This is a genomic window from Streptosporangium album, from assembly GCF_014203795.1.
GTDB lineage: Bacteria > Actinomycetota > Actinomycetes > Streptosporangiales > Streptosporangiaceae > Streptosporangium > Streptosporangium album.
On sequence record NZ_JACHJU010000003.1, the window covers coordinates 177,984 to 200,994 of the forward strand.

Genomic DNA, 23,011 nt, shown 5'->3' on the forward strand with positions numbered 1-23,011 from the left:
GAAAGAACCTAGCCGGGTTGAAGGATGCCATCGAGGAGACCGTCGAGGCCGAGCCGTACCAGGCCCTCGCTGATCCTTCTGACCTCGTGGACGGTGTCCTCAAAGGCGAGAAGCCTCCGGAACACGTCGCCGTACGCGCGCTGTTCGTCGATGGACAGGCGCGGAAGCTGAGCCCTCCGGGGGTCCATCCTGGCCAAGGACCCCAGGCGCGTGCTCGCCTCCCCCGTGACCCTGAGACAACCGGCGAGGAAGTGGGGGTCGAGTCGCTCGGGATCCACCCGGAACAGCAGAAGCTGGGGACCGAGTACGGCGCCGGCCTCCCCCATCACCCGGACGGCCGTGTCACCGCGAGGAATGAGCGGGGCGACGACGTCTCCGGCCTCGATGACGACCAGCTCCGGTCCGTCCTCGGCGCGACCGCTGGGAGCGCGGTTGAGCAGCAGGTCCTTGGCAGTCAGGACGGGGAGGGCGCCCTCTTCGATGGTCATCTTGAGCGGCCCCTGGTGGACGGTCACCACTCCGGCTCTGGCCAGTTCCCCAACGCTGGTCATCGGCAGGTCCCGCCGCTGCGCCAACGGGGTCAACGCGGGGATGTCCAGCCCGGCGAGAGCCGTCATCGCACGCTTCCGGACCCCGGTGAACGCCGACGGCTCCGACTGGCTCACGATGCTCACCCGCTGCGAAGGGGTGAGAGCGATCTCTTCGTCGAGCAGGTCGATGATCCGCATGGTCCGGCCGACGTCGGGCAGCTCCGCACCCTCGGTGTAGGCCCGCCACGCGGTTTCGGCGATCGCGAGATCCTCACCCGCGTTGACCATCAGCACGTCGGAGGGGGGCTGCTCATCAGGGGCGGGACGACGGAGCACCCACAGGTCGGGCGCACCGCTGGACGCGGGCGCGGCACCCGCGGAGAGCGTCACGATAGCCCGTAACGCCCCGGCGCGGAGCAGGTTGCCGCGGACCCGCCGTCCGGCCCGGCGGCTGGCCGCGACGCCCGGCATCATGATGACGACGAGCCCACCGGGCCGGACGTGGGCGAGACAGTGCTGGAGCCAGGCCAGCTCGGACTCACCGCGTGGCGGCAGCCCGTACTCCCAGCGTGGATCGCTGGTCAGCTCCTCGTATCCCCAGCTCCGGTCGTTGAACGGCGGGTTGCACACGACCGCGTCCACCCGCTCCCCGGGGAAGGCGTCGGCTCTCATCGAGTCGCCCGTCCGGATGACGGCCTCGATACCGTGCAACAGCAGCCGGACCGCGGTCAGCCGGGCCGCCGTTCCGTTGACATCCTGGCCGAAGGCCCGGACGGCGCCCGACGCCAGCAGCAGCGTGCCGATGCCGCATGACGGGTCCATGACGGTCGCGCCGGCCGTTCCGGCGAGCCTGACCATCAGCTCGGCCACCTTCTGCGGGGTGACGAGCAGCCGCCGCGAGTGCACGTCGACGTAGCGGTCGCAGATCTCGTCGAAGGTCTCAGCAGGCCCCTGCTCCGCTCCGACGTCCGCGATCGCGCGGATCAGCGCGGGGCCGATCTCCAGCTCACGTGGTAGCCCGCCGGGCAGATCCGTCACCACCCGGGAGACGGCGGCCGGTAGCTGCCTGAGCAGGTCGTCGTCGCCGAGACGGGACAGCTTCTTCCAGCCTGAGGCGTCCCGCTGGAGGTAGAGGAGGAACGCACCCGTGTAGCCGACGACCTCACCGAGACGGAGGTCGTCGCCCACGGCCCGGAGCCACTGCCAGAGCCGCTCCAGTGGCGACACCTCGACGTATCTGTCGTGGCGGCGCAGCCACTGCTCGACCTGGACCAGGGAGAACGCCGGGCTGCTGGCCGTACCGCCCACCGGGGACGGGAAGTCGTCGAAACGCTTACGCCAGTTGCTCACCGCGGCGCGGCCCACGTCCGCGAGCCGGGCGATGTCGGCGGCGTTGACCGTGACGTCGTCGCGCATCATCGTCCTTCCGCCGGAAGCCACAGGTCCGGGCCGAGACGGCGCAGACGCTCGCGGCAGTCCTCGTAGTCGGGCATCGCCCGCTCGACCAGCCGCCAGAACTCCGCGCTGTGATCGTGACGCAGCAGATGAGCCAGCTCATGGACCAGGACGTAGTCGATCAGTGTGGGCGGCAGCTGCATCGTCGCCCAGTGAATGTTGACCGCTCCCGAGGGGGAGCACGACCCCCAGCGATACCCCAGCTGCAGGACCCGCAGGTCGGCCACGTCGACTCCGAGGCGCAGGGCCCACGGCTTGATCCGCCGTCTCAGCCACGCCTCGCCGACCCTGCTGTACCACCGGACCAGCTCACGGGCCCCACCGCCCCGGCCGAGCTCCAGACGCCCGCGGACGAGCCGGACCTCGGCCGGCGGATCGACGATCCGCAGCCGGTAGGACCTGCCGAGGTAGCAGAAGCCCTCACCGGAGACATACTGCCGGTCCGACCGAAACTCCCCCAGCTCGCGCCGTTCGGCGAGCTTGCCGTACAGCCAGGACCGCTTCGCCTCGACCATCTTGACCAGCTCGTCGCGGGATACCTGAGGTGGAACGATCGCGCTGATCGAGGCGTCCCGTTCGACGGTGAGCCGCACGCTCCTGCGGCGTGGGCTCACCGACACGTTGACGTCGAGATCACCGACATTTAGGACACCCGGAAAATCACTCACGGTCACCAGCATGCCAGGCTCAGTCCCTGGGGATGTACTGCCGGTTGCTCTTGATCACGTCGAAGAGCAAGCTCGCGAGCTTGGGGAGCTGGTCGAACGCACCGACCCGCTCATCGTCCAGGACGCGGAAGATGTGCCGGCGGAAGTCCTCCTGGTCCACCTGCTTGCCCGTGCTCCAGAAGTCGGTGCGGTGGATGGTCGCGGCCGCGATCCGGTGCAGGGTCCTGGCGACGTCCGCGAGATGCTTGTTCTGCGCGTCGTCGGCGGAGGTGGCGGTCTCGGCGAGGATCGTCCCGTACAGCGCGCTCTCCACCTTGCTGAGCCCGAACGGGTTCTTCGGCTGCTCGTCCGTCATCTGGGTCATCAGCTCCTGCAGCGCAAGGACCTGCTCTTCCCAGTCGGTGACGAGCTGCCCCAGGATCTCCTCCAGACGCCGGCTCAGCAGCTGGTAGCGGGTCGGATCCTCGGCGCGGTGGACGGTGATGTGGTGCCGGATGGCGTGCTCCATCTCCGACGCCCTGGCACGGGGACCGGGCAGCGCCTCCACCTTCTCCGCGAAGTCGGGGGCGGTGAGCGCGATCGGCGGGAGCTTCTGCTCGATGCCGAGCGACGTGACGTGCTCGTCGATCAGCGCGCGGATCTTCGCGCCGTACGCGGCCGGGTCGAACTCGCCGCCGTCCTCGCGGTAACGGCGCGTCGCCGTGATCTTGATCACCGTGAACCGCTTGGCGTCCGCGAGGTACGGCTTGGCCGCCGGGTCCGGCAGGACGGCGTTGACGGTCTTGAGGAATCGGGCGAGCGCGACGTTGAACCTGCCCCGCAGTTCGGCGTCCTCCAGCCGCTGTACACAGCCCTCGATGTCCTCGGGGCCGCCGAACATCATGCGCAGCCGGTCCCGCTGCGGATCCAGCTTGTCGATCTCCGACCGGGGGTCCTTCATCGCGTTCTCGACGTCCTCGGTGTCGTCGGCGTCGAAGTCGTCGCGGGCGTAGATCCGCAGCGCCTCAAGGAGGTTCTTGGCCACGCCCCGGTAGTCGACCACATAGCCGAAGTCCTTGCCGTCGGAGGTCCGGTTGACCCGGGCGACGGCCTGCAGCAGCTCAGCCTCCCGCAGGTTGCGGTCCAGGTACATGACCTGCTCGATCGGCGCGTCGAACCCGGTCAGCAGCATCGACTTCACGATGACGAACCCGATGGGAGACTCGTCGTAGGACCGGGTGAAGCCTTCGATCCGCGCGGCCTGCTTCTCCGGGTCGGTCCACTCGGTGTAGCGGCTCTCGTCGTGGGCGTCGCCGACGGAGATGACCGGAACGAACTCCATCCGCTTGAGCAGGTCGAGCCGGGCGGCGGCGTTCACCAGGTAGGCCTGACGCGGCTTGAGCTCGTCGGACGGGGTCTGGAGGATCTTCTCCGGCAGCCGTTCGATCTCCTGGACCAGCTCGTCCCTGGCGGCGATGAGCGCCTCCCGGTAGCGGACGGTCGCCTCCCGGTCGGCGGCGACGACCTGCGCTTTGAAGCCCTCGGGCAGGATCTTGCCGACGTAGTGCCGCAGCATGTGCTTGGCCTTCGCCGCGATGAGCTGCTCGGCCACCGACACCTGGCCCTTGGTGGCGTAGCGCCGCTGGAGCTGCTCCCGCTCCTCTTCCGTCAGTTCGTCCAGGTCCTCCTCGAAGATCTCGTCGAGGTCCCGGCCGGCGCGGACCGCGCCCTTGACCGTGTGCCCCTCGTAGAGGATCGGCACGATCACGCCGTCCTCCTCGGCCTCCTTGAGCCGGTATTTGTCGATGAAGGCGCCGAACAGCTCCACGCTGGTCTTCCGCAGGCCCTTCCTCGTCATGATGGGCGTGCCGGTGAAACCGATCCTGGCCGCGTTGGGCAACGCCTCCCGCAGGTTGGCGCCGAGCGCCGCGGTGTGCGACCGGTGCGCCTCGTCGATCAGCACGACGATCGACTCGTCGGCGTTCACCTCGCCCAGCGGGGTTCCCGCCGCCAGCCCCGCACCGCCCCGGCCGCCACCGTCCTGGTTCTTCTGGATCATCACGAAGACCACGCCGGGCCCGTGCTTGCCGAGGATCGTCCTGGCCCTGGCCGCGCTCCTGGCGACGTCGACCTGCTCGCCGCTGAGGTTCATGGTCTCGCTGAGCTGTCCCTGGAGCTGGGTGCGGTCGGTGACCACGACCACCTTGACGTTCTTCAGGTCGCCGGTGGAGCGGAGCTTGCGGACCAGGAACGTCATGGTGAGGCTCTTGCCGGAGCCCTGGGTGTGCCAGATGATCCCGCCGCGCCGGTCGTGCACGCCGTCCCTAGCCCGGGTCCTGCCGGTCCGCAGCCGCCTGACCGCCCGGTCCACCGCCCGGAACTGCTGGTATCGCGGGGCAGCCTTGATCATCTTTCCCTGGTCGGTGGGCATGAACGTCACGTAGTTGTGCACGATGTCGAGCAGCCTGCCGGGGTTGAGCACGGCCGCCGTCAGGATCTCCTGCCTGCTGAGCTGGGCGGGGGTCTTGCCGCGCTCCTCGGCGAGCTGCTCTTTCGTCAGCGGGTACGGATCACGCCAGGGCACGTAGTGCTCCAGCCTGGCGGTGATCGTGCCCAGCTTGGCCTCCTCGCCGCTGGTCACCACCGTGAGCTGCACGGTGTGGAAGAGCCGCTGGTTGCCGGTGCGGTCGCCCACGCTGCCGTCGCCCCGGCGCTGCTCGGCGTAGTCGAGGATCTGGTCGACGGCCTTGCCCAGGCTGCTGGTCCGGGGCTCCTTGCACTCCACGACGACGAGCGGGATGCCGTTCACGAACAGCACCAGGTCGGGGATGATCGGCCTGCCCTGTGTGCCGGGGATGTCCAGCCGGAACTGGTTGACGACCGTGAACTCGTTGTTCTGCGGTGTCTTCCAGTCGATGAAGTGGACCGGCCGCCCCTTGCCGCCCTCCCAGTCCTGCACGCCGTCCACGACCGTGCCGTTGATCAGCAGCTCGGTGGCCTTCTGGTTGGCTTCGAGGAGGCTGCTGGAGGGGATGCGGGTGAGCGCGTTGACCGCGCTGTCGATCCGGGCCGGGTCCAGCCACCGCTTACCGTCGGGGTCGAGGTTGATCCGGTCGAGGGCGTCCCGCAGCCGGTCTTCGAGGATTACCTCGTCGAAGTCGTTACGCCCGGAGGCGTAGGAGTTCGTCGGAATGACCGCGCCGTGCTCAGCGCCTTCCAGGTGCTTCCAGCCCATCGCGGTGAGCTGCCTGATGAGGGGCAGCTCCACCAGGTCGTATTCCAGGTCGGACATGAGACTCCCGCTCCCGTTGTCATCTCATCGTTGTGAAATCGCCCCCCGACGAATTACTTTCCGGTCAGGGCAGGCCATCGGCCTGCCCCTGCCGGTCTTACAGGCCTTCCAGTACGGCTTCCGCCTCCGGGACCCGGACGCGTCCCGTCAACAAGTCCTCCATGAGTCCCTGCTTGAGGAGTTCCAGATGCTTCGCTCGCTCGCGTTCTGCCGTCATTCGCTCAGATAGTGAGTGCAACGAACGCACCATTCGACGCTCCTCGTCCTCTGGAGGCACGGGGAAGCTCATCCGCGCGAAGCGGTCCGCACCCAAGTGAGCGATACTCGTGGTCTGCTTGGCGATTTTTGTGAACTCACCTGTTCTAAGCCAGTATCGGAACACCGCCTGGGCATATTCCGGCGATACAAGATTAGATCGAAATCGTACGAGTGTGTTCTGAAAGCATATCCCTGCAGGGCCGTTGAAGATCGCACTTCGACCCACGAGTTCAAGGCTCTGGCCCTCATTCAAGAGGATGTCGCCACGCCGGAGTCCGTAGATCTCTTGTTCCCTCGGAGTGAAGTTCATCTCCAGGACATCGCTATAGTCGATGTATCCATTGAACACGTTCGCTACGCGAAGATACGGCCTCATGTGACGACCCGACTCATGCTGCGGAGAACGCTGTCGCCCCAGTTTGACTTCGCCGACGTTCGCCACTGGAGTCCACCTCCACGCCATTCCTGACGAAGCGGCACGCATACCTCTTGAAAGAGCATCGTGCAGCATCCCTCGCTCAACACTGGAAAGTTTGTCGATCAGAGCCCAAGCGTTTGAAAGATGGGCATCAAGGATGTCGAGGATCTCTGCGATCCGCCGCTGCTCTGCTAATGACGGCATCGGAACCGAAGTGCAGTCCAGTTCCTTACGCGAAAGCTCTACCTGATTAGTGGATCCGGTATAGCAATGAGACTCCAAGTACTTTTGACCCCATTGGGAACGTAGCAAGGAATTTATCCAGCGAGGATCCGTGCTCGACGGTTCGACGCGAAGGACGGTGACATGTCCGTCCACCATGAAATCGCCCGAATCGTTGAATATGCAGCTACGGCCGATGGTTCCGGTACCGGTGGAGTTCAGAAGCACATCGCCTAACTGCGCCCGTAGTACTCTGATAGCACGTTTATCATGCAGGCGAGCAGAGCTGGCGTCGAAACCTGAATTCTGCACACACCGTTGACCGATAGCCCTGATCGGGCTGTGCTCGACGTAGGCCGGAGCCGTACCCCGCGAAATAGTGATACAGATCTCCTGAAGCGCCTGCTCATCCCACCCAGCAAAATTGGGGACCTTCATCGAGTGCTTACTCATAGCCGAGCTCCTTCAGGTAGCGCTCCAGTCGGTTGGTGGCGGCATCGCGTTCGGATTCAAGCTCACGGAGGGTTACCGCGTACTTGGCCGCCCACGTTCGGAAGGCACCTTCCAGCGCTCGACGGGCAATAGCTGTACGGGAGGTGAGACGGATGGTGAGGGCAGTGTGGAAGACGTTGAGGACGAGGTCGCGGCGGGTGTCGTCAGTGAGAGCGTTGGCGGCCTCGAAGAGGCGGCGGATGAAGGCGGCCTCAAGGTCTCCGGCCGTGCGGCGGGCGGCGGTCACGTCAGCCTTTAGCTGCTTCAGCTCGGCCGCACTGAGCTGGGTCTCCGGCTCGTCCGCTTCCTCGTCCTCCTCGCTGGGCTTCGCGGTCGCCGTCTTGTATTGAGCGTTCAGCTCCGTGTAATGGGCCTCGGCCTCTTCCAGCTCGGTCAGATACTCGGGAATGAGCGCCGGAACCACTCGGTGGTCACGGGCCTTGCGCTTCTCGGTGGCGATCTTCTGCTTGTCCCAGTACTCCGCCTCCTCCTCGTCGAGCGCGAAGGCACTCTCGATGGTGGTGAGCCAGCCCTCGACGACGCCCTCGAAGCCGTTCAGCGCCAGAGCCTTGATGTCGTACTGCGTCTCTCCCCACCACGCGGCCACGGTCCCCGCCAGCTCGAACCGGTCCAGCAGCCCGAGTGGCTTGAACTCCGCAACGAACGAGTCCAGCAGTTCGGCCCGGATCTCCATTACTTTGCGGCTCTCGGGCAGCTCCACCAACCGCTTGCTGTATCGCCCCCACCAGTCGGAGAATGCCTCGCGGAGCCGTACCTCAGCGGGCTTGGCCAGCAGCGGAAGACGCTCCGCCGTACGCTCCCAGCCCTCGGGCAGGAAGTCGTAGTAGTCGGCGTCCCGCTCGGCGAACAGGGTGGCCGGGTCGATGTCGAAGGCGGCGAACAGGTGGGCCTTGTCACGGACCTCGGCTTTGGGGACGCCGCCGTGCAGGTGGGCGCGGACGTCCTGAGGCTCGGGCGGCGGGGTGTTGTCGACGTAGCGGCGGATGTTGAGGTTGAAGTCGTTCTCCGCCAGTTCCTCGACGTCCACCACGCGGGCGAAGCCGGGGATGTCCCGATACTCCTCGAAGGCGGCAACCACCTTCTCCGCGTGCTGCGGGTCCAGGTGGTTCTGGGCACGGCCGGAGGCGTACTCGCGGTCGGCGTTGATGAACAGCACCTTGCCACGCTGCTCCTCGGGCCGCTGGGCCGTGCCGCGCAGGACCAGGACGCAGGCGGGGATGCCGGTGCCGTAGAACAGGTTTGAGGCCAGGCCGATGACCGCCTCCAACCGGTCGGCCTCGATGATCCCCTTACGGATCTCCTTCTCCTTGCCGCCCCGGAAGAGCACGCCGTGCGGCAGGACGGTCGCGCCGACACCGTCGGGCATGAGCACGGCCAGCACGTGCTGGGCGAACATCAGGTCCGCCTTCTTGCCGGTCTCCGGGGCGAAGCCGTACGTGAACCGCTCGGGGTGCTCCAGGCCGTCGCGCGTGTAGTTCAGCGAGAACGGCGGGTTGGTGAGCACCCGGTGGAAGCGGGTCAGCTCGCCGCCCTGGGTGTGCTGCGGGTTGGCGAGGGTGTCGTCGTTGCGCAGGTCGGCGTTGAGCACGCCGTGCAGGATCATGTTCATCTTGGAGATGGCCCAGGTGCCGCCGTTGTACTCCTGGCCGCAGAGGGTCAGGTCGCGGAAGTCCTGGCCGTGCTCCTCGACGTATTCCTTGGCGTGAATGAGCATGCCGCCCGAGCCGGCGCACGGGTCGTAGACGCGCATGTTCGGGCCGGGCTTGACCAGGCGGACCATCATGCGGACGACGCCACGCGGGGTGTAGAACTCGCCGCCCTTCTTGCCCGCCGAGTCGGCGAACTCGCCGATCAGATACTCATAGGCGGCCCCGAGCAGGTCGGGGAACTCGAAGTCGGCGTTGCGCAGCCGGTAGCGGCCGAAGTGGTCGATGAGCTGCTGGAGCCGCTTGTCCGGGATCGTGGACTGGCCGACCTTCCTGGTGAAGTCGATGTGCTCCAGCACACCTTCGAGCGCCCTGGAATTGGCCAGCTCCAGCTCGCTGAGCGCCTTGTTCAGCAGGCTGCCGACGCCCTTTCCTCGGGAGGCGTCCCTGATGTGCGGCCACCGGGCCTCTTCGGGGACGAAGAAGCTGCTGCTCTCGTAGAACATCGGATTGTCGGCCGCCTGCTCGGCCTCTTCCCGGCTCCGGCCGCCGCTTTCCAGTTTGGTGATCAACTCGCTCCGGATCACCTCGAACTGGTCGGAGCAGCGCTTCAGGAAGAGCATCCCGAAGATGTATTCCTTGAATTCCGAGGCATCCATCTTGCCCCGCAGAATGTCCGCCGCTCCGAACAGATGCCGCTCCAACTGCGGCAACGTCAGCTTCGCCACGTGGCGCCCTTCTCCTCGACCGCCTGAGCACAGTTGTCCCGTCGGGTACGGGACCAGCCGAGTGCCCAAATCAGCAGAAGTGGAGCATACATCGAATATCTCGTGAATGCCATTCACAAGATATTTAATGCCACGCTGCTATTCATAATCCTGTTTATGTGTCGATGTGCCGATTTGATATCAATGTCTGGTGAGAGCTGCACGCCTGCTTCGACCGGCTCCGGCCCACGCGCGGTCAGGCAATCAGCTCGCTGGTCAGGTGATCGCGGAACTCACGGACCACCACGGTGTCGCCGTACGGCTCAAGCTGACCGGAGAACCGCTGGAGAAGGTCGACGGAACGGGCCGAGGTCAACGCCTTGGTCACCGGTATGGCAGCTCGCGCGGTGTCGAGCGCTTGCTCCAGCTCGCCCATTTCCAGGTATGCCTCAGCGGCGTGCACCTGGTTGAACTGGACGGACCGAGGAAGGCGTTCGTTGAACTCGGTCACAGCCACTTCCGCACAATCCGCCGCTCGCTGGTGCTCCCCGAGCAGGCGCCAGCAGACGCCCACCTCGGCGTTCAATTCCGCCGCCTCGAACCTGCTAGTCCACTCCGGATCACGGTCAGTGGTTCCCTTGGCGTAGGCGCGTTCAGCCGCGGTGAGCAGGCGTTCGACCTGCTTAGCACTGTGCCCATCCCGAATCTCCGCAGGCTTGGCCTGCAGAGCTGTCGCCCAAGCCTCCTTGATCAGGATCAACGACATGACGCGCGGGGGTGCCTCAGCTCGGCGGGCGGTGTCAGCCGCGGCTCGCGCAAGCCATACCGCCCAGGTGCCCTGCTCCAGATGGATCGCCTGCCGGGTCAGCGCCGCCAGCGCCCAGACTCCGGTCAGCGGGTCGTCGCCCGTCTTGGCCAGCCTGAGCGCCTGGCCGAAGTGCTGCTGTGCCTGACCGTGGCGGTTCAGGTCGAAGGCCGTCCAGCCCGCCATCCAAGTCATCCCGGCGGCGGCCGTCATCAGCTCGGAGCCCACCCGGTCGTCGTAGTGGCCCCGCAGCAACGGCGCCACGGTCCCGTTCAGGTATTCCACGACCACCGGACGGACCAGCCCGGCCCCGAACCGCTGGTCCATCTGACCGAACGCCTTCCGTGCCTCGTTGATCCGCGCGACGTCGGCGAGCCCCACCACGCGCCCGGCTCCCCGCCGGGCGGCCGACGCGGCCGGGGTGCCGTAGTTCCAGGAGACCAGCCACTCACCCAGCGCCGAGGGCACGAACGGCAACGAGGCCAGCAGGTGACGCCGGGACGGGTCCATCTCCAACCTCCACAGAAGTGCGGCCGACTTCACGGTAGCCGCCGGCGAGCTGTCTCCTAAGTCCGTGGTCGGCCACGATGATGTCTCCCCGTGGCTCCAGCCCTCTATCCACCGTTCGACCTCCACCGCCGACGCCCCGAAGATGGCGGCGATCCGAGGCCGGCAGGAGGCCCGAACCCCCTGTTCCCCGCGCTCCCAGCGGGCCCAGGTCGTCGGTGTCACCCCGAGCGCCTCCGCCGCCGACTCCTGGCTCATGCCCCGCCGAACCGCGCCCTGACCAGCTCGGGACGCCCCCCACGGCTCCGTGGCCCACCCATGGCCGCCCCCCTTTGGTAGTCACTTGACTACCCATTGTGCTTTTGGAGAGCCGCCGCACACCACCCCATGGAAGGAAACGACCGGAAAACGACCATCCGGAGTGGCACTCCACCCCGGATACCGGCACACCCGTCGCTAGGCGGGCGCGTATGTGAGGCAGTCGACGTCGCTCTGCGTGTAGCCGACGACGATGCCCGGCGCCTGGCATTCGAACTGCACGTTGTGATGGCAGTTGGCCATCCTGCAGGCGCCGACGTGGCCGCTGGCGGTCGGGTCACCGCCCTTCGTCTCGACCTTGAAGAAGGTCTCGCACTCCGCGTGAGAGCTGTTGCCGATCGTGATGGCCAGCGCGTGGCAGGTGTGTTCTGTGTTGTACGCGCACGCATCGACTCGACACTCGTTGATTACGGGCATGTCCATGGCTGAAGTCTCCTCATGCTCGGGCCGGTCCCAGACGCGACGCTCCGTTCCCGGGGCCTGCCGACCAATGGTCTGTTCGGTATCACCGCAGGGCAGTGTCGACGCGTCCGGTTGGCACTGGGGCTGTCGAGCCCGCCTCGCACATCGAGTCCGCCTCGCACATCGAGTCCGCCTCGCACATCGTGTCCTCATCGCGATCTTCGATGCTCGCGGTCAGACATGACGCAGCCGTGTGCCCGCGTGCGGCACACGGTCTCCCCGTCTCATACCGCGCCTGGATCACCCGCACGCTCATGCCGGGCTCAAAGCTTCTCCAAGAGCGGCCGTGGCGAAGCGGAACGCCCAGATCGACATCACCCGCCAGGAAGTCCACGCCCCGGTTGGGAAAAGTGAAGAGGAGCTTGGCGACCCCGCCATGGGCGCCGGCGCGCCACCCGGGTTCGGCCTCACGCCGCGCCCGCGCCGTCGTCCGGGAGACGCTCCAGCGGGCCGGGGTGGGCGACGACGACATCGCCGACGCGGAGGTGATCGTGGCGGAACTGGCCGCCAACGCGGAGAAACACGCCCGCCCGCCGTACGAACTGCGGATCTTCCGCCTGGACGGCGTCCCCGCCTGGTGCGAGGTCGCGGACGGAGACCCCGACCTCTACGAGATCGGCATCATCCTCAACCTACTCCGCTCGGTGAAGGAGATCAGCCTGCCCCTACTCGCCGAGAACGGCCGCGGCCTGCTCCTGACCCACCGGCTCTCCAACGGGCACTGCCGTGTCCACCCCGCCACGATCCTCACCTCGGGCACAGCCGGCACCCCTGGCAAGGCCGTCGCCTTCGCGCTGCCCACCCGCTCGGGGACCCGCCTGACCTTCCCCTGTCTCCCGGCGGATCACTCGCCCACCCCCGAGAAGCCGTGATGCCTGAGCCGGTCGACCCGCTCGGCTATGACAACGAACCGGACATTACGCATTCAGGGCACCCGAGCCACCGTTCCGGGTGTAGAAAGTGCCTCACAGCGCGAAAGCAGTTGTGACCAGACCGCAGGAGCCCATAAGGGTGCGACCGGAAACCCGGTCACCTGCACAGATGAAGACGGCCCTGAGCCGGTGCAGTCAACACCGACCCAAGGCCTTGATCAATCAGCCTGCTACCACAGGAGAAGGATCCATGCCCAAGGCTATCGGTGCGCCCGCGCCCATTTCAAACACCCCCTCTGACCAGGTGCTCAGTACCCGCCGTCGACCCCGTCCCCCGGTTTCGGAGCGCGGACGGAGCGTCCGGCGCGCGACATCCCCTACCAGCCGGTTCAGCAAGATCGCCCACCGGTGGTCTCGCGACGAACGGCTGTCGTGGAAGGCTCGCGGGCTCCTGGCCTGGCTGAACTCCCACGCGCCCGGGTTCCGGATCTCGGAGAAGCGCATCGTCTGCGCCGCCCCCGACGGCCGCGACGCGACCCGCACCGCCATCAGGGAGCTGGAGTCCCACGGCTACCTCGTGCGCGAACGCGAACGAGGTAGCGACGGCAGGCTCGGCGGCGTCGACTACATCCTGTGCGAGCCCTGGGCACCCCCGCCCGCCCCCGAAGCGACCGCCCCCACCCAGGCACCCCTCCCGCCCTCACCTACGACGGAAAACCCGCCGCTGGCCGCGACCAGCACGAACACCGTAAACCCGCAGGTCACCACCTACGACGGGAAAACCAACGTTGGGAAACCCACCCCCATAAGAAGAACAGACAAACAAGAAGACCAGCACCCCGAGAAGACCAGAAAAGCCCTTCCCCTTCTCGCCGCAGGCGAGCGTGCGGACCGTAACGCGCGAGACGCCGCCACGACGCCTGCGGCGAAGCCCGAAGAACTCACCCGGATGGCCGCCACCGTCCTCGGCCTGCTACCCGGCCACTACCGCGACACCCCGTCCTGGCTGCGCTCCCGGCTACTGAAAAGGATCTCCGAGGCCCTGGTCCACCACACCCCGGCGGCCATCGCCGACTACTGCGCCAAGTTCACCGCCGACCCGGCGTTCGGGCACTACGAGCACCTGCGCCGTTTCGACGACACGCTCCGGAAGCTGGCCGCCGACATCGCCGACGGCACCGCCTGCCCCGGCTGCGGGCGCGACCCCCGCCATCCGTTCTGCGACGCCCGCATCAAAGCGGCCTGCGATGAGCATGTGCATGACAGCCGGACATACGACGTGCAGACCGGATCGGATCTAACCGGCGAGGAGCTTACTGACCGCCTGATGGGAGACCCCGAGCAATGCACCGATGTCCCGATGGGGAAGCCCCTGCTCATGAAGCCGGCGTGCGGCCTCGCGTGAATGACTGACCGCGTCGTCACGCAAGCGGTCCGCCTCCCGGCGGATCTCCCTGGTCCGCGCGACCTCCGCGGCGAGTTCCTCTCCCAGGACGGGAACCACCGTGATCTGCCAGGCAGTCGCAGGCCGATCGTCGACGTCGGCGTCGAAGCGGACGGCCAGCAGATCGCGCACCGTCTCCTCGGCCTGATCAAGCCGCCGCGCCTGCGTATGCGCCGGACGACGCAACCCCGGCCCCTCGATCTCCAACGCCCACCAGCCGCCGGACCGCTGGGCCGTGACCCGGAACTCGTTCACTCGCCCTCCTCCTCGTCATCCTGGCTCATGTCCTGTTGCGCTTCGGCGAGCAGTGCGCCCCACTCCTTGAGAATGCCCCTGGCCGTCAACTCGTTGACTTCAGCGTGGCGCGGCACGATGACCGCGTCTCCCCGGACATACCACTTGTCATGGCCACCGCCATGCACATCGGGCGTCTTCGAGAACTCGAAGCCGTATTGCTTGGCCAGGCGCGCCATCCGGCCAAGCAGCTCGTTCCGTTTCATTCAGCATAGTCAATGCGGTTGCCAGCATCAAGGCAACCAGCTTGCCTATACATCCAGATGGATCCTATTTGCGGCTATCTCACCCACGCATACGGCAAAGCGGGCGGTGGCGGCCACAGCACGAGGTGTCCGGTGTCAGATCGCTCTCCAGACCCCCGTGGCCATCGTGGTGTGCCGCCGCAGCCGGAGGACTTCGCGGAACTCGTTCTGGCGCCGGGCCACGCCGTGAACCAGCATCACTTCGCGTGCCGACACCTCGTCGGCGATCTCCAGCAGTCCCCGCTTGTCGGCGTGCGCGGACAGCCTCATCAGATCCACCCGCGCCTTGATCGGGATCTTCTTCTCCTCGCCCATGTCGTTGACACTCAGATGAGGCGCGCTGCTGTCCTTGGCGGAGGCCAGCAGCCGCCTGCCCGGCGACTCCTCGTCCTGGTAGCCGGAGAGGAACAGGGCGCTTTTCGGGTCCGGGAGGATCCTGGCCGCCCACCGTACGGCGGGGCCGCCAGAAAGCATTCCGGAGGTGCTGATCACCACTCCGCGGGCGAACGCGTCCAGGTCTCCGGGCCTTGCGCGGCTCACGTTGTCGCCGAAGATCGACAGTCGCCGGGGACCGTTGGCGGTCACGGTCTCGAACGACCTGCTGATGTCCGCGGCCATGCCGTCGACGAGGACCGGCACATGCGGAAGATGACCTCTCATGATGAGGGCCAGTTCCTGCGCACGACCGAGGGCGAACGCTGGAATGAGCACCCGGCCACCCTCGGCGTACACCCCCTCCACTGCTCTGACGAGCTCCCCCACCATGCCGTCGCGAGTGCGGTGGTCCTCCGCGCAGCAGGTGGACTCCATGACGAGCAGGTCGGCATATCGAGCCGAGTCCGGAATGGTGTAGCCGTCGACGCTTTCCTGCCGGAACCCGGAGATGTCTCCGGTGACGACGACACGGGAGTCTCCGGCCCGCACCACGACTCCGGCGGCCCCCAGGATGTGACCGGCCGGGAACAGCTCCACCGTCAGGTCGCCGACCCGGCGGGGAACGCCGAAGGCCAGCTCCTCGCAGCGCTGCGTCGCCCTGGTGATCGCCTCGCGGGGGTAGAGCGGCTCCGCGTCCGTCCCCCAGGCGCTCGCCAGCCGCTGCCGCTGACCCATGATCTTTACCGAGTCGAACCACATGGCCGGCATGAGCTGTGTGGTCTCCGGCGTGGCGATGATTCGAAGGTCCGGCAATCGGTCGGCCAACGCCGGAACATACCCACAGTGATCGTTGTGGGCATGCGTCACCACAACGGCGTGCAGGGGGCCGTCCAGCGCGCGCTCGATCTCCGGAGGCGGTTCGGACGGGTCTCCCGGGATGAGCCCCGCGTCAACGAGAATGCGGGTGCCTCCCGCCTCGATCAGCAGACACGAACCGCCGATCTTCGTGCCGCCGCCCAGCGGTATGACCTTCAGGTCACGCTCCTGGGAGACGGCGACCGTGGCTGTGAGCGGTGGCCTGGGCGGCTCGATCAGCGCCTGGAGCGCGGTGACGAGCGCCTCCGCACTGATCCCGGCGGCCTGCGCCGCTGTTTCCAGCGGGGAGGGCCGGGGGTCTACCGGCACCTTCGGCTGCCGGTGCGGATCGCGGCTCCCCGCATCGCCCTCGGGCTCCGGCGGTTCCTCTTGCAGCAGCGCAAGAAGTGCCGACGTCATGGACTTGAGGTCGCGGAGCCGTCGCCGCATCGCCGAGAGCTCGGTGTCGAGCCGGTCGGCCCGCTCCACCGCCTCACGTGCCGTCTCACGGTGCTTCTCCGCATCGGCCAGGGCGTTGTCGTGCCGTCCGGTGGCCGTCCGCAGTTTCTCCTGTAACTGCCTGTTCTTGTCGTGCAGACGGCGAAGCCTGCGATCCGCCACCGCGTCGGAGGACCTTCGCGCGGCCGATTCCGCGATCCTGGCCACGGCGGCCCGCACTGCCGGATCGGAGTGCAGGAAGAGGTCGGCGAAATCCCGCTCGGCCTGCTGCGAGCGAGGAATTCGCAGCCGCTCCCGGCTGAGCCGCCGCAGTTCAGCCGATTCGGCCAGCATGACGAGCAGCCCGGTCCTGTGATCAGCGGCGAATCTTTCGGCACCGTCCCTGTAGCCGGCCATCGCGGGGCGGGTGAGGATGATCTCCGCTGCCGCGCGCAGCAGCGGAGACAGCGGGTCGGCTGTCATCCGCGAGCCTCCAGCCACTCGCTCGCCGCGGCCAGGACCGGCTCACAGGCGAAGGTGCCGTCAGCCCTCGGCTCCAGCGCGCCGAGCAACCGGAGGACTTCGATCAGGGCGACCCAGGATGGGTATCCGTTGGCGCGGAGACGGTCTCGGTGCAGCGGATCGGTGGCCTCGCCGCCGGCCATCTCCTCCAGGTATTCGGCGAGCTCATCCGGTCTCGCCGGGCCCACATCGATCACCTGCTTCCAGGCCTGCCGGAGCGTGGCGTCCTTGAGCACGCCCGTCGATCTGACGAACTCCTCGGCATTGGCCCGGACCCAGTCGCGGCAGCGCTCAAGCGCCTGGTCGCGGTCGGCGGGACGGCCCGCGACGACCTTGCTGATCAGGAACGGCCATCCGCCGGTGTGCTTCAGCAGTGCTTCCTGACTGGCCGGATCGCGATAGCCGAGATCGGCGTCATTCATCCACTGGCGTACGTCCGGCTCTTCGTAGCGCCGGAGCTCCATGACCCAGGCGAGACGCGAGAGTTCACCCGCGTCCGTGCTCGCGGCCAGCCAGAGAGGGATCAGCTCGGGCGGTGCCACCAGTGCCACCGCAAGCGTTCCGGGGCCTCCGGAGGAAACGGTGCTTGCCGCGGTCTTGAGAACCCCAACCGCTTGCTCGAATGAGCGCCCCGTAAGCTCCACGACTACGACACCGTGCCCGGCACTGTCTCTGGTCCGCTGGACGGCACCTTCAAAGGTGCATCCCTTCCCCACCCGCCATACCTGGGCGACGTGCTGTCGTCCTGCCTCGTCCTCCAGCGCCGCCCCAAGGCGATCAATGTGGAGCGCCCGTGAGCCCGTGATCAGGTGAACGCTGTCACGGGGGCTCAGCAAGCGAGTCACCTGGCTTCCGGTGAGCGGGGAACGATCGGGGCCGTTCAGGTAAAGAGCCCGGTAGGAGTGTGCGTCGAAGGAATCGGGCCGCTCGAATTCCTCGGCCTTGGTGAGAACGGTGTAGACCTCGTCCGCTCCTCCCAGGAGGGTGAGAACGTGCGGCGTGCGAAGACGATATCCGCCGACGTCGGAGGAGAGCACGCCGAGATTGACGCATTCCTCCAGCAGACCGCGGAAGCCGTCGCCGGAGCACTTCTCGAAACCGGCGGGCCACCAGGTGAGGCACTCCTCCCGCAGCTTCTGCACGCTGATGGTCGCGTCCATGCCGTTCGACAGCGCGTGGAACGCGACCGTGTAAGCGATCACCTTGTAGCGCTTGTCCAGGTCCAGGGTCCACTCGAACCGGTCTCGGAACCCGACCGCGAGTGCCTTGTCCCGCCAGACCGTGTCCACGTCCTCGCGCGTGATCTCGTACGGCAGGCCGCCGCCGTGGATCGGCATCCGGCGCAGCCTCCGCAGCAGGGCTTCGGCGAAGAGTTGGATGTGCGCGGGGGCGTTGTTCGCCTCGGCGATGACACGTGCCGCCAAAGTGGCCGGAAAGCGGAAACCCAAGGCCATGAGCGGACGCGTAAGCAGGTCGAAGGCGTCCTGCGGGTCCAATGGGCCGATCGGAATCGGTGTCCCCAGGTGCGGCAGGGGCTGGTTGGAGAGACTCTGGAACCTGGCGGTCTGGTGAAGGCCGGCGAAAACCACTTTGACTCGCCGGTCCGTGTCCTGCATGAGGTCGCGGAGAGCCTCCACGTTCGTGAACTTGGCGTTGGCTGCGTCCTGGTTGAGGAAGGCGTCCGCCTCATCGAGCAGGATCAACACCTGCCGGGTCGGGTCCTGCTCCGCCCAGTGTCTGACCCCCCGGCAGACGTCCGCGCGGTCCTTCAGCACAGCCCCCGACTGGGGAAGCACCCCGGCTTCGGCGAGCCTGCCCGCCAGGCGCGGCCACAGCGCGCTCTCCGGAATGATCTTTCCTATCTCCTGGATGGTCTCCAGGATCACAACGCGGTCGGGGTCGCTTCTGCGGAGGCTCCGTTCGGCCTCGCGCAGCAACGCCGACTTGCCGAGCTGGCGCCCGCCGTACACGATCGACGAACCTGAACTGCTGGTCACGCTCTCCAACTGGGCGTCGCGGCCGTAGAACATCTCCATCGGCACGTCCCCGGTGGGGGCGTAGGGGTTCGCTGCGCTGAACGGCGCGAGGATGTTGACCGTGGCAGTCCAGCTCGCCTCGGGCAGAGCGGCGAGATAGCTGACTGCGGCGTCGTCCACCACGGCGACGACCGGCCGGGGACGCCTGCGCGCGGCCGTGGTCAGCTGCTCACGCTGGCTCGGAGACAGCACTCCGAAGTAGAACACCAGGACGGTCCGCTCCTGAGGCTCGTCCTTGAGCCACTCGATCAACTGCTGGGGCCCAGGTCTGCGCCAGACGAACAGCAGCCGCAGGCTGCCTCCCGACGGGCTCATCTTCGACCCGAACTCCGGGAGCAACGCGTCGCCGAAGCGGACGTCGTTCAGGGTCACCCACAGCCGGTTCTGTGCCTCGTCACCGGGCTCCTGGCTGCCTTCCAGCCCGATCATCCGTAGTACGGCTTTGATCGCGCTTTCCAGGTTGCCCGGGGACTTGCGCCCCTGAGCCATGAACTTCCACAGTCGCAGCCCTTCTTTGGACTCCTCACGCCGACCGGGAGGCAGCGCCTGGATGTCGAGCTGGGCCTCGGAGACGGCGCGGTGGAGGTCCGGGTCAGTGACGTCACGACCGACCTGGATGGCCTCCATAAGGCTTTTGACCCATTCGTCGCTCTCCTGTTTCCGCGCCCGCCCGCCCGAGGAGAGGATGGACATGTTCTCGAACGCCTGGGGAAAGCTCGGGAAGAAGCGACCGAAGTGATCAAAGGACTCCCGGTCCGCGGGGAGCGGTTTGCCGGCCTCGGCCTGAGCCAGATATTCACGTGCGGTCGTCAGGTCGCCTCTGGCGATGTGCTCCCTGATCCGGGGGGCGACTGCTCGCACATCAGGGTGATCGTTGCTCTTCTCATCCAGCCGCGCCTCTTCGGCGGAGATCTGGGCGGCACGAATGGCCTTGGCCTCGGATTCCATTGCCGCGATGTTCTCCGTGATGATGCCGAAGTCCTCCCTGCCGGACTCGGCCAGTGCCTGAAGCCGGCCCGCGATCCTCGTCGCCTCCGTCTCGGCGATGACTCCATCCCTGCGCCAGTCGGCGAGCCGGTCCCTGACTGCCTCCACTCGCTGGTCACGGAGCGTCCGTGCTTCCGTGACCAGCGTCTCCCTCCGCTGCCGCAGTTCCGCCGCGAGGTCCGGGTCCTGGCGTGCGACCACCGTCACCACGGCGCGCGTTCCCTCGTGGTCGTTCCGCGCGGCCCTGGCGTCGAAAGCACTACGCCAGTCGAGCGTGTCCGCTGTCGCGATCCGGGCCAGCGTCTCCAGCGCCGGAGTCTCGCGAGGCCGCAGACTCTCCGGATCGAGCACCACCTCGGAAACGAAGAGGAGATCTTGGTTGAGCACGGCGGCCACTGACGGTTCCGTCTCGCTCAGCGCCATACCGTCAAGCAGGTGGAGCGTGTCCGTGATCAGATAAGCCACTCCCGGCGCGGCTGCGGCCAGCACCGGCTCCCCGGCTTTGGCAAGAATGTCGAGCTCCGCGTGGAGGTCCGCCCGATGAAGACCGATCGACTGCCGAAGTTTCGCCAGCCCCTGGGACAGCCATTCGTTCGACCCGTCCGTATGCCGGATCTGAACTCCCTGCACAGCGGTCGCCCAGGTGGCGACGTGTTCCAGGGCCTCATCGATCATTTCGATCAGCTTGGATCGCGCTCCTGCGATGATCTTCGTGTTGCGAGACCCTGACGCACGCTTTGCTTCACGGTCGATCAGCCGGTCGATCACGTTCGCAGCGCGAAGGTCGTCGAGCTTCTTGACGGTCTCTTTCAGCAGCTTGATGTCGTTGCGGGCCGCGACACTGACCAGCCCACCAACGATCCCTTCCGGTTGGATGAGCGATTTCCACACTTCGGTGGCCAGGGCAAATTTGATCTTTCGGTGCGGCCCCTCTTCGAGAAGACGCACACAGGCGACGGTCGCGCGATCCTGGTCACGCTCGGCCGCAACGGAGTCACGCATCTGGTTAGAGAGCCCCGGCACCAGATAGACGCCGGAGCGCAGTGCCTGGCTGAAAGCCTCTCCGCACGCCGTCATGGCCGGATATCCCAGGACCGTGGAGGCCAGCTCCTCCACCAGGTGGGCGGACTCGGGAGTGGGATGGACCAGTCCCGCGCGGATCGACGCCGCCCAGGCCAGAAAGCGGCCCGCGGGGTCGTCGCCGAGGTCGTCGACCACGATCTGCCGGGCCGTTTCGCTGAACGCCGCGGAGAGCCTTCCGGCGAACGCACTCATGTCGACGGCCAGCGCGGCACACCGCCGTACGGCCACCTCGGAGTCCGGACGTCCCGCCGCGGCCCGGATCCACGCCGCGAGTCCGAAACGTTGCGCGCGAAGCGCCGCCGCCTCCTCCTGTCCGAACATCCCGAGGGACGGCTCTCCGGGGACGGCGGCCAGGTCGGCATGGAGAGGAGTCTGTTCCTCCGTCGTCGAGACCTTCGGCACAACGGATGCCTTCGGCCGTACGTCACGCGGTTGGGCCGGACGCACCTCGGGTTGAGATCCGAACCTGTTCTCCAGTATTCGGTCCAGATCCGTCAGGTCCGGCGTCTCCTCTGCACTGTTCGGATCGGTGACGGCCTCTCCCGTCGGCGGCCCGGTATCGGGAGCGGAAGACGGAGGTGTCGTTCCCCCTTCGTCGTCCTCTCCCGGCCTCTCCTCCCCGCTGTCTTCTTCCGGTGCTTCCTCCTCGGTGAGGGCCTCGGCGGAGACGTCGTCGGTGACCGGCGGCTCCAGGCTGAGACGTCCGCTCACAGCGGCCCGGATCACCGGCTGCCACCGCGAGGGCAGCTCCTTTCTCGCGGATTCCTCAAGATCGTCTGCCAGGAGGATCGCATCCTCGTCAGCGGAAAGTTCAATCAAGCCGGCAAGGGCGTCGAGCCCCGCCATGGCGCCTTCCGCAGCCGCCTCACGGACTTCGGCGAGCAGTTCTTCGAGAAGTGACGGCCCTCGGACATATGCCAGTGTCCCTACCCGGTCGGCACGAGCCTGTACGGCCTCGACTTGATCAAGGGCGCGCTCCAGTTCGTCCACCGCACCCGTCGTCACCTCGACCACGCCGATGTACCGGATCTGATCCCGGACCTTGTCGAACTCCTCCAATGCCCGGGCGATTACGTCGACATCCGGATCGGAGGGGCGCAGCCCATTGGAGAGCGCTCCATGAACCCGTCCAGCCGCACCGGCCGCCGCTCCGAAAGACTCCTTGAGCTGCTCCAAGGAGTGCCGGAGGTTCTGATCGGGCGGGTCAGGCCGACGACCCTCGGACATTGTCGCCGCCTCCTCTTCGAGGGCCGTGGTGTCGTCGTGGATCGCTTGCGAGACCGTCAGGGCGACCGCGCCCAGGGAGTCGACTCCAGCAGGCGCCTCCGGCAGGCCCGGTGAGTTACCCCGGACCTGCTGCCAGAGCTCTTCCACGATGTCTCCCGCCTCGGCATCCAACCTGTGAGTTGCCCCGGCGAGCATGCCCAGGGCCACGGGAGCGAGAGGAAGATCGCGCAGCAGAAGATCCGCGAGAACGAGGTTGGTCAAACTGCCGGGCAACAGCGCCATGTTGCGCAGTGCCACCCCGAGACCGCCGGCCTCTCGCAGCACCTTCTCTGCGGTTTCCTCACTCAGCAGGAGGCCGCAGTCCTCGGCGGACAGCTCGTCGACGTTGTCGAACGCCCAGCTGACCAGAGTGCTCAAGCTGCCGATGAGCCATGATCGTTTATTGTCCGATCCCTGTAGCACGCGGACCAGATTCGCGGCGACCGACGGGGTTATCGTCTTCTGGTTGGGCAACCCCACCTGGTAAAAGATCGCCTGCCGCCCTTGCGGGGGGTAGTGCCTGACGGCGGCGAGGAAGTCGTCGGCGCTTACACCGGCCGCGGCGCTGGCAAGCACGTGATCCAACCGCTGAAAGGCATCGAACTTCGAGAGCGACCCTAACGGCGCATGACGTTCGGGTCCGCTCTCTCTGTGACGGCTCCGTTTCACGATCGAGGCCACCTCCATCTCCAGCGGAACACGCCGGAGGTCGGTTGAGAGGAGCGGAATCTTCTCATCGGAGCCGATCTCATGTGACTGAGTGATATGAATGCCTCACACCATGACATCGACCCTTGTGTACCGGAAAGATACA

Annotated in this window: 13 protein-coding genes; 2 read left to right on the forward strand and 11 right to left on the reverse strand. The window is 66.8% G+C overall.

Going from position 1 to position 23,011, the window contains the following annotated elements; all coding sequences use genetic code 11:
* Positions 1 to 8: 8 nt before the first annotated feature.
* The 7 genes from FHR32_RS30755 to FHR32_RS30785 all read right to left on the reverse strand — a co-directional run bounded on the left by FHR32_RS30755 (position 9) and on the right by FHR32_RS30785 (position 11,741).
* Positions 9 to 1,949 carry an HsdM family class I SAM-dependent methyltransferase gene (locus tag FHR32_RS30755; RefSeq protein ID WP_246468003.1) on the reverse strand — a complete coding sequence of 647 codons (1,941 nt, stop codon included), beginning with the start codon at positions 1,947 to 1,949 and terminating at the stop codon, positions 9 to 11.
* A complete protein-coding gene (locus tag FHR32_RS30760) occupies positions 1,946 to 2,653 on the reverse strand; it encodes a M48 family metallopeptidase (protein ID WP_221466471.1) in 708 nt (235 codons plus the stop codon). The genes FHR32_RS30755 and FHR32_RS30760 overlap by 4 nt, the downstream gene beginning before the upstream one ends.
* 19 nt (positions 2,654 to 2,672) lie before the next feature.
* Positions 2,673 to 5,924 (reverse strand): type I restriction endonuclease subunit R, encoded by a 3,252-nt coding sequence (locus tag FHR32_RS30765; RefSeq protein ID WP_184758044.1) that lies wholly within the window; start codon positions 5,922 to 5,924, stop codon positions 2,673 to 2,675.
* Positions 5,925 to 6,021: 97 nt separating this feature from the next.
* Positions 6,022 to 7,275, reverse strand: coding sequence for a restriction endonuclease subunit S (locus tag FHR32_RS30770; protein ID WP_184758045.1), 1,254 nt, complete (start codon positions 7,273 to 7,275; stop codon positions 6,022 to 6,024).
* Entirely contained in the window at positions 7,268 to 9,709 is a 2,442-nt protein-coding gene (locus FHR32_RS30775; RefSeq protein ID WP_184758046.1) for a type I restriction-modification system subunit M, read from the reverse strand. The genes FHR32_RS30770 and FHR32_RS30775 overlap by 8 nt, the downstream gene beginning before the upstream one ends.
* Before the next feature lie 235 nt (positions 9,710 to 9,944).
* Positions 9,945 to 11,258, reverse strand: a complete 1,314-nt coding sequence (locus FHR32_RS30780) for an NsdA family TPR-like regulatory protein (RefSeq protein ID WP_184758047.1) — start codon at positions 11,256 to 11,258, stop codon at positions 9,945 to 9,947.
* Between the two features lie 198 nt (positions 11,259 to 11,456).
* Positions 11,457 to 11,741: a DUF1540 domain-containing protein gene (locus tag FHR32_RS30785; RefSeq protein WP_184758048.1), complete on the reverse strand. Its 285-nt coding sequence runs from the start codon at positions 11,739 to 11,741 to the stop codon at positions 11,457 to 11,459.
* Between the two features lie 401 nt (positions 11,742 to 12,142).
* Here FHR32_RS30785 and FHR32_RS30790 point away from each other — a divergent pair, with 401 nt between their 5' ends.
* Positions 12,143 to 12,652, forward strand: a complete 510-nt coding sequence (locus tag FHR32_RS30790; protein WP_184758049.1) for an ATP-binding protein — start codon at positions 12,143 to 12,145, stop codon at positions 12,650 to 12,652.
* 250 nt (positions 12,653 to 12,902) lie between these two features.
* The gene (locus tag FHR32_RS30795) at positions 12,903 to 14,057 is read left to right on the forward strand and encodes a helix-turn-helix domain-containing protein (protein WP_184758050.1); all 1,155 of its coding nucleotides are present in this window, start codon (positions 12,903 to 12,905) and stop codon (positions 14,055 to 14,057) included.
* Here FHR32_RS30795 and FHR32_RS30800 read toward each other — a convergent pair.
* The 4 genes from FHR32_RS30800 to FHR32_RS30815 all read right to left on the reverse strand — a co-directional run bounded on the left by FHR32_RS30800 (position 13,950) and on the right by FHR32_RS30815 (position 22,782).
* Positions 13,950 to 14,351 (reverse strand): transcriptional regulator, encoded by a 402-nt coding sequence (locus FHR32_RS30800; RefSeq protein ID WP_184758051.1) that lies wholly within the window; start codon positions 14,349 to 14,351, stop codon positions 13,950 to 13,952. The genes FHR32_RS30795 and FHR32_RS30800 overlap by 108 nt on opposite strands.
* The gene (locus tag FHR32_RS30805; protein ID WP_184758052.1) at positions 14,348 to 14,596 is read right to left on the reverse strand and encodes a hypothetical protein; all 249 of its coding nucleotides are present in this window, start codon (positions 14,594 to 14,596) and stop codon (positions 14,348 to 14,350) included. Before FHR32_RS30805 ends, FHR32_RS30800 begins: the two co-directional genes overlap by 4 nt.
* Positions 14,597 to 14,731: 135 nt before the next feature.
* Positions 14,732 to 16,786, reverse strand: coding sequence for an MBL fold metallo-hydrolase (locus tag FHR32_RS30810; RefSeq protein WP_184758053.1), 2,055 nt, complete (start codon positions 16,784 to 16,786; stop codon positions 14,732 to 14,734).
* Positions 16,783 to 22,782, reverse strand: coding sequence for a hypothetical protein (locus FHR32_RS30815; RefSeq protein ID WP_184758054.1), 6,000 nt, complete (start codon positions 22,780 to 22,782; stop codon positions 16,783 to 16,785). Before FHR32_RS30815 ends, FHR32_RS30810 begins: the two co-directional genes overlap by 4 nt.
* Between the last annotated feature and the right edge of the window lie 229 nt (positions 22,783 to 23,011).